The organism is Pseudomonas sp. CCC3.1, from assembly GCF_034347405.1.
Classification (GTDB): Bacteria; Pseudomonadota; Gammaproteobacteria; order Pseudomonadales; family Pseudomonadaceae; genus Aquipseudomonas.
Window position 1 is genome coordinate 828,322 of the sequence record NZ_CP133778.1, and the last position, 16,507, is coordinate 844,828.

General features: G+C 54.8%; 12 protein-coding genes. 5 read left to right on the forward strand and 7 right to left on the reverse strand.

Annotation, left to right across the window (positions count from 1 at the left end; all coding sequences use genetic code 11):
• Positions 1-305 precede the first annotated feature (305 nt).
• Together RHM56_RS03760 and RHM56_RS03765 are read left to right on the forward strand one after the other, a co-directional pair.
• On the forward strand, positions 306-635 hold the full coding sequence (locus RHM56_RS03760) for an antibiotic biosynthesis monooxygenase family protein (RefSeq protein ID WP_322238735.1): 330 nt from the start codon (positions 306-308) through the stop codon (positions 633-635).
• A gap of 41 nt (positions 636-676) precedes the next feature.
• Complete coding sequence (locus RHM56_RS03765) at positions 677-919, forward strand: hypothetical protein (RefSeq protein ID WP_322238737.1); 243 nt, start codon at positions 677-679, stop codon at positions 917-919.
• On the opposite strand, the gene RHM56_RS03770 is transcribed toward RHM56_RS03765, so the two are convergent.
• The 6 genes from RHM56_RS03770 to RHM56_RS03795 all read right to left on the reverse strand — a co-directional run bounded on the left by RHM56_RS03770 (position 920) and on the right by RHM56_RS03795 (position 8,024).
• On the reverse strand, positions 920-1,540 hold the full coding sequence (locus tag RHM56_RS03770) for a flavin reductase family protein (RefSeq protein ID WP_322238739.1): 621 nt from the start codon (positions 1,538-1,540) through the stop codon (positions 920-922).
• A gap of 175 nt (positions 1,541-1,715) precedes the next feature.
• Positions 1,716-2,213, reverse strand: a complete 498-nt coding sequence (locus RHM56_RS03775; protein ID WP_322238741.1) for a heme utilization protein — start codon at positions 2,211-2,213, stop codon at positions 1,716-1,718.
• 172 nt (positions 2,214-2,385) lie between these two features.
• Entirely contained in the window at positions 2,386-3,711 is a 1,326-nt protein-coding gene (locus RHM56_RS03780) for an MFS transporter (protein ID WP_322238743.1), read from the reverse strand.
• Positions 3,712-3,956: 245 nt separating this feature from the next.
• Entirely contained in the window at positions 3,957-5,288 is a 1,332-nt protein-coding gene (locus RHM56_RS03785; RefSeq protein WP_322238745.1) for a sigma-54 dependent transcriptional regulator, read from the reverse strand.
• Positions 5,289-5,290: 2 nt separating this feature from the next.
• Entirely contained in the window at positions 5,291-7,045 is a 1,755-nt protein-coding gene (locus RHM56_RS03790) for an ATP-binding protein (RefSeq protein WP_322241694.1), read from the reverse strand.
• Between the two features lie 247 nt (positions 7,046-7,292).
• The gene (locus RHM56_RS03795; protein ID WP_322238748.1) at positions 7,293-8,024 is read right to left on the reverse strand and encodes a 4'-phosphopantetheinyl transferase family protein; all 732 of its coding nucleotides are present in this window, start codon (positions 8,022-8,024) and stop codon (positions 7,293-7,295) included.
• 135 nt (positions 8,025-8,159) lie between these two features.
• On the opposite strand from RHM56_RS03795, the gene RHM56_RS03800 reads away from it, so the two are divergent.
• The 3 genes from RHM56_RS03800 (at position 8,160) to RHM56_RS03810 (ending at position 11,868) form a co-directional block, all read left to right on the forward strand.
• On the forward strand, positions 8,160-8,837 hold the full coding sequence (locus RHM56_RS03800) for a response regulator (protein ID WP_322238750.1): 678 nt from the start codon (positions 8,160-8,162) through the stop codon (positions 8,835-8,837).
• Positions 8,834-10,180 (forward strand): ATP-binding protein, encoded by a 1,347-nt coding sequence (locus RHM56_RS03805; protein ID WP_322238752.1) that lies wholly within the window; start codon positions 8,834-8,836, stop codon positions 10,178-10,180. Before RHM56_RS03800 ends, RHM56_RS03805 begins: the two co-directional genes overlap by 4 nt.
• 353 nt (positions 10,181-10,533) lie before the next feature.
• Entirely contained in the window at positions 10,534-11,868 is a 1,335-nt protein-coding gene (locus RHM56_RS03810) for a dicarboxylate/amino acid:cation symporter (RefSeq protein WP_322238754.1), read from the forward strand.
• Between the two features lie 364 nt (positions 11,869-12,232).
• Here the strand turns inward: RHM56_RS03810 and RHM56_RS03815 are convergent, their stop codons facing one another.
• Positions 12,233-16,486 carry a fibronectin type III domain-containing protein gene (locus RHM56_RS03815; RefSeq protein ID WP_322238756.1) on the reverse strand — a complete coding sequence of 1,418 codons (4,254 nt, stop codon included), beginning with the start codon at positions 16,484-16,486 and terminating at the stop codon, positions 12,233-12,235.
• Positions 16,487-16,507: the final 21 nt, after the last annotated feature.

A 16,507-nucleotide genomic window follows, 5' to 3' on the forward strand; every position in this document is an offset into this window, starting at 1 on the left:
TAACAGACGCGGTGTAGGCACAGCTTAAGTTTGTGCAAGGCGAGGGGGTAGCCAATTTCTGTCGCAGTCTTGCCTGATCCTGCGAGTGCCGGGTATCAAGCGCCTGACGCTGGCGTAACAGACGTGGAGTATTGCTCGAAACCTCGACAAATGGGTGCTGCGGCTTGCTCAAAGGTGACAACGTGCCAAGACGATGTTTTGCAGAATCGTGCAAGCCTGGGGCAGAAATCGACTAACGCCGTTGGTCGCCGGGCCTTAAGATTTGAATCTCCCCCCTAATGCCACTTTCCTTTGTGGAGGCCTCCATGCCCCAGCACACTGCTGTCAGTCATCTGACGTTGGTTCGCGCTCGCGTCGGGTGTTCGGCTCAGGTCCACGCCTGTTTGAAGCAATTGATTGAACCCTCGCGGCAAACGCCCGGTTGCCTGCACTTTGCCCTGCAGCATTGCGACAACGACCCGTTACTGTGGCATGTCGCCGGTTATTGGGAGAGTGAGCTTGCGATGCAGGCGTACTTCAATTCTCCGTTGATGGACGTTTTCAGCGTGCTGCTCAACCAGCACGTGATCGACAGCCTGGACTTTCAGACCTTCAACGAACACGCGTCTGCCCAAATGCACAAGCAGGCCAGTTAAGCGGGTAGAATGCCGCCTTTTCACTGGCCGGGATGTGAAGCATGGCGCGTAAAGAATTTAAAGACTTTGAAGCGGTATCGGCAGTTGTCCCGGTAGAACTGGGGGTTCCTGGGGCTTACAACGCAGCGATTGCGGTCAAAGCCTTGTACGAAGGTGGAGCGCCGCGCTTTCACAAACTCCTGATCGACCAGACCTTTGCAACCGCCACGGCAGCCGATGCCGCAGCGCAAAACCACCTGCAAAACCTGCTAGACGTCACTGAAGACGGCGAGCTGGTCTGGTAGTTATTTTGGGCGGTGCATTTTGAACAGCGCCTCTGGGCCGAGCTGGAAATAATCCGCCGGGCCGCCGCCGCGCAAAATCGGTTCGGCGGCAGCTGTGTCGTAAATCCCGTCTTTAAGCAGGTGCTTGGCGATATGCACGGCTACCACCTCTCCCAGAATCAGCCAGCTCGGCACTAATGCTGTGTCGGCGCGTTGTAGCTGAATAATCTGCGTCACCTTGCATTCAAACGACACCGGTGTTTCGGCCACCCGTGGCACGCTCACCACGCGAGAAGCCACTGTCGTCAGGCCCGCCAATGCAAACTCATCCACCTCGGGCCCGACAGGCGCGCAGCTTTGATTCATCGCCTCGGCCAAAGGGCGCGTGGCCAGGTTCCAGACAAACTCACCGGTTTGCTCAATGTTATTGAGGCTGTCTTTGCGGCCCACACTGCAAAAACCAATGATGGGCGGGATGTAATTAAACGCGTTGAAAAAGCTGTACGGCGCGAGATTCAGCCGACCTTGAGCATCCTGCGACGAAATCCAGCCAATCGGGCGCGGCCCGACAATCGCATTGAACGGATCATGGGGCAGGCCGTGGCCCTGAGAAGGCTCGTAAAAGTGAATATCGTCATGCATGGCAGGCATCCGCAAACAGCTGAGATAGAGGGGCCATATAGTGCAAGGCATTTTCCGTGAAGACAAATGCTGGGTATCCGGCCGGTTGTTTGATCAGGCGTGTGACCTTGATAAACGATGCCCCCAAAAACGATTAAGCCCGGCCGAAGCCGGGCTGGGATGCCAATTTCAGGTCTTAGCTGATGCTGGCGCCTTTGGTGCGATCGTAGCCATCTTCAGCAAAAGTCGCCGACTGGGTTTTGTCGTAGCCGTCTTCAGCAAAAGTTGCCGAGTGGGTTTTGTCGTAGCCATCTTCAGCAAAAGTTGCCGAGTGAGTTTTGTTGTAGCCGTCTTCAGCAAAGGTTGCCGAGTGAGTTTTGTTGTAGCCATCTTCAGCAAAGGTCGCTGAGCGAGTGCTGTTGTAGCCATCCTCGGCAAAGGTCGAAGACTGAGTACGATCAAAACCATCAGCGGCAAACGTGTTGAAAGCCAAGGCCGAAAGGACAGCTGCGAGGATTAATTGGGTTTTCATGATGTTGCTCCTGTTACGTGATTGGGTAGGTGCAGCGGGTATGGGTTTAAGACTACGCCGATTAATTTGATTAAAAAGCGCAAAAAATAGCGCAAAACAATCATTAAATTCGATGTATATGCCCGCGCGAAAACCGGTTCTAAAGGGTGTTTGAGCTTTCATTCGCAAAAGACTCAAGACAGGTCTGAACTGAGATTTCGTTGAGGTTGATAGTGAGCTAACAGAATTAACTGACAATTAATTGGAAGAGTTCTTACAAGGGGGGGGTAGAGCGGGGAGGATGTAACACCTGTAGTCGCTGCTTGCGGCAGCGACTACAGGCAAACTCAGGTGCTTAGTCAGTCTCGATCCGCGAATGGGTACGGGTGTCTTTCATGGTCGCGTACACCAGCAGCGAGCAGGCGATACACGCCGTTACATACCAGTAGTAGCCGGTTTCCATACCTGCACTTTTGAACCACAGTGCGATGTATTCAGCGGTACCACCGAAGATCGACACCGTCAGTGCGTAAGGCAAGCCAACGCCCAGCGCGCGGATTTCGGTCGGGAACAGCTCAGCCTTCACCACCGCGTTGATCGAGGTGTAGCCGCTGACAATGATCAGCGCTGCCATGATCAGGAAGAACGCGCCCCACCACGTGGTGATGGTGTGCAAGGTGGTCAGGATCGGCACGGTGAACAGGGTGCCCAGAACGCCGAAGGCAATCAGGATCGGACGACGGCCGATTTTGTCAGACAAACCGCCTACCAGCGGCTGAATGCACATGAACAGAAACAGCGTAGCGGCGGAAATCGTGGTGGAGTCGGAGATGCTCATCCCGACCGTGTTCACCAGGTATTTCTGCATGTACGTGGTGTAGGTGTAAAACGCCAGCGTACCGCCCATGGTTAGACCGACGACGGTCATCAGTTCTTTTGGATGACGCAGCAAGGTGCGCATGGCGCTTTCTTTTGGCTTGACCTTGGTCTTTTTGAACGACTCGGTCTCTTCCATGCCACGACGCAGATAGAGCGCGACCACCGCACACAGGGCGCCGATCACAAACGGGATCCGCCAGCCCCAGCTGTACAGCTGTTCTTCGGTCAGGGTTTGTTGCAGCACGATCAACACGCCCAGCGCGATGAGCTGACCCGAGATCAGGGTCACGTACTGGAAGCTGGAGAAGAAGCCACGGCGTTCTTTAGTGGCCATTTCACTGAGGTAAGTGGCCGAGGTGCCGTATTCGCCACCCACCGACAAACCTTGCAGCAAACGGGCGAACACCAGCAGGACCGGGGCCCAGACGCCAATGGTTTCGTAACCTGGCGACAGTGCAATCACCAGCGAGCCGAAACACATCAGCAGCACTGAGGCCATCAATGCAGCTTTACGGCCTTTGCGGTCTGCGTACAGACCCATCAGCCAGCCACCGATCGGGCGCATCAAAAAGCCCACGGCAAAAATGGCAGCGGTATTGAGCAGTTGAGCCGTGGTGTCGCCTTTCGGGAAAAAGGCCTTGGCGAAGTACAGCGAGAAGGCGGCGTAAACGTACCAGTCGTACCACTCGACCATGTTGCCGACCGAACCACTGAAAATGGATTTGATACGGCTGGACGTGGATTTTGCTTTGAGGGGTGCAGAAGACGCTGACCCGGCAGGCAGGGTGCTTGAGTTATCCATTGAATGGATCCTTGTTTTCTTGGTTTTGTTATAGCGCGGTAAAACGCGAGCTTGCGGGGGCTATAGCAGAACTTGTGCCAAGGCTTGAACGCCCGGTTTACAAGGGTTTCAATCAAGAAATGAGCGGGAATCCGCTGGTTGATCGATATGGATAAGCGGAAATCCGCCGTTCACCACAAATCTGTAGGAGCGAGCTTGCCTCGCGATCTTTTCAAATATCAAAAGATCGCGAGGCAAGCTCGCTCTTACACACTCAAAAACGCTTCACGCACCAAGCCATGCCGTTGCATCTTTTCATTCAGGGTTCGGCGCGGCAGTTGCAGTTCGTTGAGCACCGCTTTGATGTCTCCTTTGTGCCGAGTCAAAGCCGCTCGCAAACAATGCGCCTCAAACGCTTCCTGTTGCGCCACCAGCGATTGACCTGCATCGATGCCGTCGAGTTGCGGATCGCCCAAGCCCAATACGTGCCGCTCTGCGACGTTAGCCAGTTCACGCACGTTACCTGGCCAGTCGTGGCTCAGCAGGTGTGACAACTGCGGCCCGGACATTGGCGCAGCGGTGCGCCCCATGCGCTCGGCCGCATTGCGGGAAAAGGCTTCATAGAGCAGCGGGATGTCTTCGCGACGTTCACGCAGTGGCGCCAAACGCAGTTCCGCCACGGTCAGGCGATACGCCAGGTCTTCGCGAAAACGCCCGGCGCGCGCTTCGTCGAGCAGGTCGGGTTTGGTGGCGGCAATTACCCGCAAATCCACATGAATGCTGTGATTTGAGCCCAGGCGCTCAAGCTTTTGCTCCTGCAATACCCGCAACAATTTGGCTTGCTGGGCCAGTGGCATGCTCTCGATTTCGTCCAGAAACAACGTGCCGCCGTCAGCGTATTCGAGCTTGCCGATGCGCTTGCCTTGCGCGCCAGTAAAGGCGCCGCTTTCATGGCCAAACAATTCGGCCTCAAACAGTTGCTCCGGGATCGCCGCGCAGTTCAGCGCCACAAAGGGCTTGTCTGCCCGCGGGCCAAAGTCGTGCAGGCAGCGGGCGACCAATTCTTTGCCGCTGCCGGTTTCACCCCGGATCAGCACGTTGACTGGCAACGGCGCCAAATCGATGATTTGACGGCGCAGGGTTTGCAGGCTGCGTGACACGCCCAGCAAACGCCCGTCTATCTGCTCGCGCAAGTCGGCTTGCTCATGCAAACGGCGGTTTTCCAGCACCAGTTGGCGCTTCTCCAGCGCCCGGCGCAGGCTGCTGAGCAGCGCTTCGGGGCTGAAAGGTTTTTCCAGAAAGTCGTAAGCCCCCTCGCGCATGGCTTCGACCGCCATCGGCACATCGCCATGCCCGGTCAGCAGAATCACCGGCAGGTCCGGGTCCAGTTGCTGCAAGCGGGCCAGCAGCGCCAGACCGCCGATGCCCGGCATGCGTACATCACTGACGACAACCCCGGCAAAGTGCGGCGGTAACTGGCTCAGGCAGTCTTCGGCGCAACTGAACAGTTGCACGTCAAACCCGCTCAGGCTCAGCCATTGCTCTATAGCCGTGCGAATACTGGCCTCGTCATCGACCACAATCACCGAATTGAGCATTTTCAATAGTCCTGTGCGATCGGCAGCGTCAGCGTAAACAGCGCGCCTTCGGCATGGTTACTCGCCGTCAGGCGACCGCCGAGTTCGTGAACAATGGCGTAAGACACCGCCAACCCCAGTCCCAGCCCGTCGCCCACAGGTTTGGTGGTGAAAAACGGGTCGAAGATCTTACCCAAATGTTCTTCGCTAATCCCACCGCCTGTGTCGCTGACCATCAAGTGCCACAACTGCTGATCGGCCTCGATGCGAATCTCCAGGCGTTTGCGCGGCGTGTTGCGCATGGCATCCAGGGCATTGCGCAGCAGGTTGATCAGCACTTGCTCCAGACGGATGGCGTCGCCGCGCACCCAGGCCGGGCGGATCAGTTCAACGTGCAGGTCAATGGCTTCTTCCTGGATGCGTGGCTCCAGTAGCTGTAAGGCCTGGTCGACCACATGGGTCAGATCGAGCTTCTCGCGCAGGCCGCTGGGGCTTTGTCGGGCGTAGGTTTTCAGGTGCCCGGTGAGCGCCGCCATGCGCGTGAGCATGTGCTCCAGAGGGATCAGGGCTTTATAGGCGTCGTCGATGCGGCCGTGATCGAGCAGCAGGCGCATCGTCGCCAACTGCATGCGTTGCGCCGTCAGCGGCTGATTGATTTCATGGGCCAGGGCGGCGGACATTTGCCCCAGCGCCGCGAGCTTGGCCGATTGCACCAAACCGTCTTGCGCAGTACGCAAATCGCGGGTGCGCACGTCGACCAGTTGTTCGAGCTCTTCACGATTGCGCTGACGCAAGCGCGACAGGCGCCAGCGCTGGAGCAAAAACAGCCCCAGAAAAACCAGCGTCAGCCACAGACCAATCCCCGCCAGCGCAGCATTGCGGCTGTCTTCAGCTGAAATCACCGGGCGACGCAACAGGTGCAGCGTCCAGCCTTCGGCGTTGAGCGGCAGCGACTCCCACAGATAATCTTGCGGGCCGTCCGGGCCCTCTGTGCGGGTCAGGAAACTATGCTCATCAAAACTGCGCAAGGTGCGCGTCTTCATGTGCGTCAGCGGCTGTTTATCGTATTGGCGAGTGTTAGAAATTTCGCTGCGATCCTCATCAGACAACGGCCGCAAATGCCGATAGCGCCAACCCGGTTGATTGGCGATAAACACAATGCCTCGCGCATCGCTGACCAGCACAATGTCGTTGCCCTGGCTCCATTCGCGCTCCAACTGCGGGAACTCCAGCTTGACCACCATCGCCCCTAAAAACTGGCCTTGGGCGTCATGGATGGCGCTGGATAAAAAGTAGCCCGGAATCCCGGTGGTGACCCCGACGGCATAAAAGCTGCCGCTGCCCTGGATGCGGGTTTGCATAAAGTAGGGGCGAAAAGCGTAGTTATGGCCGACATAACTGTTGGACGTGTTCCAGTTGCTCGCCGCCACGGCCAGCCCGGTGCGGTCCATCAACTCCAGGGTCGAAGATTGCGCCGCGCCATTGATCCGCTCCAGCTTGCGATTGAGCGCGCATTGCACGTCGTTGTTGATCGAGCCGCTCAAGGCCGCAATAAATTCAGCGTCCAGCGCCAGTACGGCGGGCAGGGCGCGATAGCGTTCAATCAAGGTGTGCAGCGAGTTGGCGTACAAACTGAGCTGCTCGGGCCCGCGTCTGGCGCTTTCTTCCAGCGCATGGCGTTCGGCCTGGTGCATCGCCCAGCCGCCAGCCAGAGCCGCCCCGATCAAAATCAGCAGCGTGTATAAGGCCAGGCGCAGGTAGCGGGAAGTCACGGGCATAGCGGCGAGGGGCTCGATCATGGGGGCGCAAACCATAGCATGGCGGCGGTTTACCTAGCAGATATGCCAGTAGGCAAAGGCTGAAATTGGCTCAATGCTCATCCCCCCACCCAAACCCCGCCTGATGTGTACCGAGTGGTAGGGGCAAGAGCGCTTTGCGGCAGCGGCTACAGTTTCGGGTCTGGCGTAAGGCCGGAAATGCGCTTGTTCAGACCAACCGAGCCGCCAGCACCGGTCCCACAATCGCTCAATCCTGCGCCCTGATCCCCACCACGCTCAGCAACTGCCCTTCAAACACACCAAACTGTGCATCCAGTTCACGGCCGTGGTGCCAGTCTGCGCTCAAGTCGGTCAGCAAGCGCAAACGCACATGACCCTCAACCGTCCAGCTCACGACCTCAGCATGTTCAAAATAAAACCGTCGTTGAACGATGGGGTACAGCGCCTTGAACAGGCTTTCCTTGACTGAAAAGGTCAGGGTGACGATGTGCGCGATCTGTTCGGCGGGCCCGTCAGCCATGCGTTGCAGCTCATCGGGCGTGAGGATCTCTTTGGCCAGACGCTGGGCCCGTTCAGCACTGAGCAGGTTTTCGAGGTCCATGCCCAATCCTTGCCAGTCACGCTTGAGCCCCACCAGCGCCGCAGCCCGACCTTTACTGTGGGTGATGCTGCCGCTGATATGCGCCGGCCAGATGGGCGCGCGGTCTTCGCCAATGCTCGGCGTGGCGCGAGTGCCGTCCAGTTGCAGCAAGGCGGCGCGGGCGCACAGCCTGCCAGCGATAAATTCGGCTTGGCGTTTGGCCACTGAGCGTTGAATACTCGCAGGGGCTTCAATTGCACTGCTGGCAAAATCGGTGGTGTTGAACTGCGCAGGCGTAAAGTCGGTGCTGCGCCACACACTGTTTGGCAGCGCCAGGGGCAAAGGCCAGTCAGCGCGCAGCGGCGTGCAGCAGGCTGGTAACGTCGGAAGTCGATTCATGCCGGGCATTTTGCGGGTCTTAACTTGGCTGCGCAATTGTTCAGAGTGTGTTCAGGGCTTACGTCTTATTGTGTAAAGGCTAGGCTTGGTAGAGGACACACGTCCTTCGAGACGCGGATAGCTTGGGAGAGCGCGATGAAATTGCTGGTGGTTGAAGATGAGGCGCTGTTGCGTCATCACTTGCAAACCCGTCTGACAGAAAGTGGCCACGTGGTCGAGGCGGTGGCCAATGCCGACGAGGCGTTGTACCAGACCGAGCAGTTTAATCACGATCTGGCGATGATTGACCTTGGCTTGCCGGGCATGGGCGGCTTGGAATTGATTCGTCAATTGCGGGCGCGGGGCAAGACGTTCCCGATCCTGATTCTCACGGCGCGTGGTAACTGGCAGGACAAAGTCGAAGGGCTGGCAGCCGGTGCCGACGACTACGTGGTCAAGCCGTTTCAATTTGAAGAGCTTGAAGCACGTCTCAATGCGTTGTTGCGTCGTTCCAGCGGCTTTACGCAGTCGACCATCGTCGCGGGTGAGTTGGTGCTCGATATCAATCGCAAACAAGCGGTACTGGATGGGGAGCCCCTGCCACTGACCGCCTATGAGTACCGGATTCTCGAATACCTGATGCGCCATCATCAGCAAGTGGTGGCCAAGGACCGACTGATGGAACAGCTGTACCCGGATGACGAGGAGCGTGATCCGAATGTGATCGAGGTGCTGGTCGGGCGCCTGCGACGCAAGCTTGAGGGGGCAAACGGCTTTAAGCCAATCGATACGGTACGCGGTTTGGGGTACCTGTTTACCGAGCGCTGTCGTTGATACGTTCGCTTCGCGTTCGTTTGATGTTGGCGGCCACGTTGTTGGCCGTCCTGTTTATGCTCGGGCTGCTGCCAGCGATGCAGGGTGCCTTCAGCCTGGCGCTCAAAGATGCCATTGAGCAGCGCTTGGCGTCTGATGTGACGACACTGATCTCAGCGGCGAAGGTTGAAAAAAATCACCTCAAAATGCCGACCTTGCTGCCGGATGAGCAGTTAAACCTGCCGGACAGCCGATTGCTTGGCTATATCTATGACCGTGATGGGCGCTTGGTGTGGCGCTCACGGGCGACGCAAGAAGAAACCATCAACTACACGCCGCGTTACGACGGGCGTGGCAATGAATTTGCCAGTATCCGCGAAGACAACGGCCAAGAGTTTTTCGTCTACGACGTTGAAGTCAAACTGCTGGGCGGTAAAAGCGCCGCGTTCAGTTTTGTGGCGCTGCAGCCCATGCGTGAATACAACCAGACACTCGCCGGATTGCGTGACAACCTTTATTTAGGTTTTGGTGCAGCCCTTTTTGTACTGCTGGCGTTGTTGTGGATTGGTCTGACGTGGGGGTTAAAAGCATTGCGGCGCTTAAGTCAGGAACTGGATGAAATCGAAACCGGCGAGCGCGAGAGCCTGAGTGAGCAGCACCCTCGTGAGTTGCTGCGTCTGACCGGTTCGCTTAACCGTTTGCTGCACAGCGAGCGTGAACAACGTTCGCGCTACCGCGACTCCCTCGATGATCTGGCCCACAGCTTGAAAACGCCGCTGGCGGTGCTGCAGGGCGTGAGTGAAAGCATGGCGCAACGCCCTACCGAGCGTGAGCAGGCCTGGGTGCTGCAAACCCAGATTGAGCGCATGAACCAGCAAATCAGTTACCAGTTGCAGCGTGCGAGCTTGCGCAAAAGTGGTCTGGTGCGCCATCAGGTTGAGTTGCTGCCGGTGGTAGAAAGCCTGTGTAACACGCTGGACAAGGTTTATCGCGACAAGGGGGTCAAGGTCAGCTACGACATTGCGCTGCTCAGCCATGTCCCCATCGAGCAGAATGCATTGCTCGAATTGCTGGGCAACTTGCTGGAAAACGCCTATCGGCTGTGCCTGAAGCAAGTGCGGGTCAGCCTGCACCGCAATGCCCACGGCATTGAAGTGTGTGTGGAAGACGATGGCCCGGGAGTGCCGCCCGATCAGCGGGCGCGCATTCTGCAGCGAGGCGAACGTCTGGACCGTCAGCATCCGGGGCAGGGGATTGGCTTGGCGGTGGTTAAAGACATCATCGAAAGCTACGACGCCCAACTCATCCTGGAAGACTCTGCACTGGGCGGGGCAGCGTTTCGGATTCGCTTTGCCACGGCCTGACGGCGTGACGTTGTAGTCGCAGCCTTCGTTCCTCGTCAGCGACTACAGGTGCTCTGTTTAGTTGAAAGGCGGGTATCCGCCATTTCACCCTGTTCAAATTCCGCCAAAGGGCGGAAATCCGCCAGAATCCGCCCTACAAAATCCCAAGATATATTCCTACAAGTGCAGGCGAAATGGGCTGTTGCACTGCCTTTGTGCAATGTGGCCCGTGCTTTGCAAAGACTGCTGCGAGAGGTCTGCCGTTAGAGCAGCTCGAAAAAACAAATCCCTCCGAGTACAGGAGGGTTCGCGCTTTAGGTATCACCCGTCTCAGATGGAATGACGATGGAGTGATGCACTTGAGGAACTTTGCAATGACGACTCGTCAGCCACTGTACAAATCCCTGTATGTGCAAGTAATCGTAGCGATTGCTATCGGTATTCTGCTGGGCCACTACTACCCGGAAACCGGGGTTGCACTCAAACCCTTGGGTGATGGCTTTATCAAACTGATCAAAATGGTCATCGCACCCATTATTTTCTGTACGGTGGTGAGCGGTATTGCGGGTATGCAGAGCATGAAGTCGGTCGGCAAGACCGGTGGCTATGCGTTGCTTTACTTCGAAATCGTGTCGACCATTGCCCTGCTGATTGGCCTGATTGTGGTCAACGTTGTGCAGCCAGGCGCTGGCATGCACATTGACGTTTCCACCCTGGACGCCTCTAAAGTTGCGGCCTACGTGACGGCCGGTGCGGACCAGAGCATCGTTGGCTTCATCCTCAATGTGATCCCGTCGACCATCGTTGGCGCCTTTGCCAATGGCGACATTCTGCAAGTGCTGATGTTCTCGGTGCTGTTCGGTTTCGCACTGCATCGCCTGGGTGCCTACGGCAAGCCGGTGCTGGACTTCATTGATCGCTTTGCACACGTGATGTTCAACATCATCAACATGATCATGAAGCTGGCCCCACTGGGTGCATTGGGCGCCATGGCGTTCACCATCGGTGCCTACGGCGTAGGGTCGCTGGTGCAACTGGGTCAGTTGATGATCTGCTTCTACGTCACGTGCGTGCTGTTTGTACTGATCGTACTGGGCGGCATCGCTCGCGCCCACGGCTTCAGCGTGATCAAGCTGATCCGCTACATCCGTGAAGAACTGCTGATCGTATTGGGTACCTCGTCGTCTGAATCGGCACTGCCACGCATGCTGGTGAAGATGGAGCGTCTGGGCGCGAAGAAGTCGGTCGTAGGTCTGGTCATTCCGACGGGCTACTCGTTCAACCTCGACGGCACGTCGATCTACCTGACCATGGCTGCGGTGTTCATCGCTCAAGCGACTGATACGCACATGGACATCACCCACCAGATCACGCTGTTGCTGGTGCTGCTGCTGTCGTCCAAAGGGGCTGCTGGCGTGACCGGTAGCGGCTTTATCGTACTGGCGGCAACCTTGTCGGCAGTTGGCCACTTGCCGGTTGCCGGTTTGGCGCTGATCCTGGGCATCGACCGCTTCATGTCCGAAGCCCGCGCTCTGACCAACCTGATTGGTAACGCGGTGGCCACCCTGGTGGTTGCCAAGTGGGTGAAAGAGCTGGACGTAGACGTTATGCAACGTGAGCTGACATCGGGCGGTCGCCCGCTGGACAACACAATGCCTGAAGACGATCTGCTGGTCGCTGAAGGTCAGATCCCTGCTGCGGTCAAGTAACCTCAGCGCATAAAAAATCCATCTTCGGATGGGTTAATGAGAGGGTCGCCCCCACACCCTGCGAGAGCTACGTTTTCGCAGGGTGTTTTGTTTTTGGAGGCCATCATCATGCGCGAATCGCGGGTACATGGCCGCACCAAGACGGCCAATCTGGCGAGGCTGCTGGCAACCCAATACGTCGACTGCTTACCACTGCCTCGCTTCGACGCGCTTGAGCATCTTCTACAGGTAACCTGCGTAGAAGATTAAGAAGCCCTATTGCCGTGGAACTGCACGCCGCGCATTTCAAGATAGCCACAGATCCTCATCTACTCAAAGGTGGGGATCTGTGGCGCGCTTGCTGATGATAGGGTGTATGCCCTCACTAGTTTGGGTTCATTGATCTCACGACACTTAAGGATTTGACGCCGTCTTTGTCGATCGCCTGGACTTGGATAGTAATAGGTTTGCCGTTACCGCCAACGGTGATTTGTGTGGAGGTTATTTCCTCGTTAATTCCGGTGTTGGTTTTTACTGCATATTTAACAGCTCGATTGTCTGGCCCCCGCGCCCAGTCGAAGATAATGCCGCTATTAGAGATTACAGTCCCTTTTAGACCGAATGGCTGATTAGGGCGTTCAGGTTGAAGGTTGAACTCAATAGGTGAAGAGTAGTTGCCTGCCGCATCAAATGCTCGCAGTGAAAAAGCATGTTCAGCGGTAGGGTCCATGCCTTCCAGGCGAGCCGTGAATCGATTGCTTGGGAACTCCATTTTTTCATCGTGATTGTTGTTGACAACGAGTTCATAACCTTTCACCGCGATATCGTCTGATGCAGCGGTCCAGTTTAGTGTCGGGAAAGTAGAGGTCTCGTCATGAGCGTAAAAGAACGCGGGCGTAGTGGGTGGTACTCGGTCAACCAGTATGGGCGTTTTGGGCGATTTATTACCCGCCGCATCAATTGCTTCGATATAGAAGGTATACGTCGTGACGGGCGCTAGCCTTTCGACCACAACCTCTGGCGTAGCAGATGTTGCGACGGCTTCGGGAATTTTATCGATGTAAACGTTGTAACCCGTCACGCCAATATCATCGCTTGATGCATCCCAATTGAGCTGCAGCGTTGTCCCTGTGTCGTTACTGGACTGCGGGTTTAATGGCGCGGAAGGAGGAATCCGGTCAACCAGCAACTTTGCAGGGGTAGACAAGTTCCCGTTAGCGTCATAACCCATGACTTCATAACGATAGGTGGTGAGAGGTGTTAGCGTGGTGTCGTCGTAGTTGGGCGTTTTTGAGTCGAATTTCTTATTATCGTCCCGTTTTATGGTGTAACCCGTGACAGCCACATTGTCTGTAGTTGAGCTCCACTGCAGAGTAAGAGACGTGTCGGTTACTTTTTTGTATTCCAGGTTTTCAACAGGTTTAGGCGGCTCACGGTCAACCCAAACCGAGATCGGAGTTGACTCGTTGTCAGCAGCGTCTCTGGCCCGGATTGAAAACGTATGATTTTCACCGGGTTCAAGGTTTTGGATACTGTCAGTAGTTTTTTCTGTGGATTGAATGTACACCTCATCTTTGTAGATCACGTAGTCCTTCATCGCGACATCATCTGTAGAAGCCGTCCATGTCAACGTCAATGAAGTTGGCTGTAAGTCACTGAAAGCCAGTGACGTCGGCGTAGTCGGTGGCGTGCGATCAATATAGAGCTTGGCGGGTTCCGAGTATGTATCGTTGAACTTGTGTGCGCGTATAGAAAAGGTGAAATTTTCCGGTGGGGTTGTATCGGCAATGACCATGCTGTGCTCAGTGGGGATTTTAGAGACCATAGAGTTGCCAGAGGCTTCATAGATCAGTTCACTGGTGGGCACTGAAGTTTTATCCCAGCTGACTTCAAACAAACCTCCCTGTAAGTTGGTCATCTTCAACCCTGTGGGCGGCGCAGGGGGGGCTGTTTCGTACGGAGGAATAGTTATGGACTGGGGGGGAGATACATTGTTATCGAAATCGACAGCAATTACAGATATTTGTTTAATACCGGTAGTGTTGAACTCAGTAAAGTTTTCATGGGTCGCTAGTAGAGGTTTGCCATCAACGTAAACCCTGAACTCAGCAATACCAGATTGTCCTGCGGGTTCTTCCCAGTAAAGCAAAGCGGTGCTGGGTGACAGCTGACGCACAAGCGGTGTTACCGGTAGCGCGTTGATCAGGCTTTTAGCGCAATACATTCTTAGCCCGTTCATGGCTGTATCATCGCCATCGCCTTGTTTCGACTCGACGCGATTTATAAAGCCCACGACGTTCTCACCGGCGGGGCATATAAAGTTTTTGCTCCATGAGCCCCAATAACCCAAGTCGCCACCAATCAAGGTGTTGTCCTGGCAAACACCCAATACTTCTGTAGCTTCTACTTCATCTCTATGGGCTCGGGGCCAAAGTTTTTTCAAGGCAAACCCTTTTAACGGGCCGTTGGCAACGCTGCACTTATAGAGGTTGCTCCACCCCCCCCAGTAGCCATTATTGCTGGTTATCTGTGTAGTCGTAGTGTCGCCATCTGCGGAACAATACATGCGCAAGCTGTTAAGGCCTGAGTTATCACCTTTTTGGCCTTGCTCCTCTTCATTCCTGAGGTCAAAGCCCCAGGCAACGGTAGATGATGGGCAGCTTGCTTTTTTCCCCCACGCGCCCCGTCCACCATCCGCTTCGGCAGAGGTGGGTATCACATCTTGCCCCCCGAATGTATTCATGTTGACGGTCATGTAGGAGACTTTGCCGTCCAAGGCTTGGCTGCCGCCAAAACGATAAGCGATAGCTGAACCATCAGGGCTCTCTTTACTTTGCCCGAACTCCTGAATGTTGCCTATATCAAAAGGCGAGGTCATGTCTTTGCGTACAAAAATACGCAGGCAACCTTGGCTGCATTTCTCATCAGAGTTTTTGGTGCCAAACAATGTGATTGTGGTTCCGGCCAATGCATTTGAAAGTACTGCAGTGGCGGCCTGGTCATTTTGACAACCCCAGTGATCAGAGCCGCTTTGCAATTCGAATGATAAGGCCGCGTCCACAGGAACATTACAAAAAATATCACCTTCCTGATCGCCTAAACTCAGTTTTGGCATGACCGAACCCGTCACGGGTTCGATTGTGATGTGCGAAACCTTTCCGTCAAGCCCATTATGAGAATGGTTCGTTACTTTTACATTGGCATCAGTATAGGATTTCTCAAATGTGCCGACTATTACGCGCTCTGTAAGTGCAATGTCTCTTAATACTTCAATTTCCGTCCAATCATCGGATTTGGAGCTGTCGGGTTTGTCGAACAGTTTTATGCTGATCCCTTTTGCAACACCGCGCAGTGCCAGTGATCGGGCTTCATCATTTTCGCATCCCGCTGCCTTCAAGCGCAGATCCCACTCAACACTGGTGGGTAAAACGCACACGACATCATCATTTAAAAGCGCGTCGGGATGCGCCTCAGAGTTACCGTCATTTTTTTCATAGAAATAAACTCCCCCCTCTGTTAAAGCACCGGCATACGGAATGGCATCTCCGACTTGGGTAAAGTCGAGGGCTATGTAATTAGGCACCATACGAACACCGGCATTCGAATATTTGCAGGCCTCGTCGACCCTGAATTCAAGCCACGTCAAATTGTTGTCAACTTGAGCTGCGTGGGGTCGGGAGGAAAATATGGAGTGATATTGATTCATGGTGAACAAGCGAGGCCATTCCTGAAACCCGGTTTTGTGTATGGTTTTATAAAGATAATTAAAATAGGTCTTGCCCTCCTCATACTCACCGTCATCGTATCGGCTGTTGCAGGCCCAGTTTTCTTTTATAACTCCGAGTTTGCCGAGGTCGTAAATGTTTTGCTTTATGAATATTTTATCATTTGGGAGTTCTATACTGTTTTCGGAAAACAGGTACCTTCCATTTTCACGCTCAAAGAAAATAATGATTCTACGGTTGCTGTCTATGATTTTTTGCAGTGTTGGCCATTGGTTGGTGTTGGCGTAATCATTGATGTTGAAAATATAGTTGCCTAAATTGGGGACTTCGTTGAAGGCTTTTTGTATGTATTCAGTGTCGATTCTGTCCTCCAGGAATATAGTGACAACTGCATTCCTGTTCTCGGTCTTGTCAAGGAAGTTTTTAACCTTGTTAAGTTCTGTGCTGAATTTTCTTTTGGTTACTCCAAGATCTGAGCAAGCTCCATAAGGGTCGGGCTCTTCGCTTGGTGGTGCGTAATGGCACATATAGGCATCAGTTGTAAGGCTGCCATTAATTTTTCTTGTTAGTGGGTGTAAATCCCACATTAAAGAACGAACACCTCTTTCCAGCTCTGTGGAGGTGTCATTTAAATAGGCATTGTGAGCCGTTACCCATGTGTACTCATTAAAAGGCATTGAGAAGTTTCGGATATAGGGTGCGCTGGGAGGTTCCGCATTGGCGCCTGGCCAAGGCTTGCTTGAAGATGATTCATTATAGTGCGGGCTACGCACAGAGGGCGTCAGGGAGTTGTCTGTCTGGGCATTGAGGGTATTGGCATTAATCAGTAAGGCAACCACTAATAGTGTGCATAACAGTTTGCCCACCGAATTAATAAGATTATGAGACTCAGCGTTGCGCAATAGCCTATTCATTTTCTAGATTCCAGGCAGTCA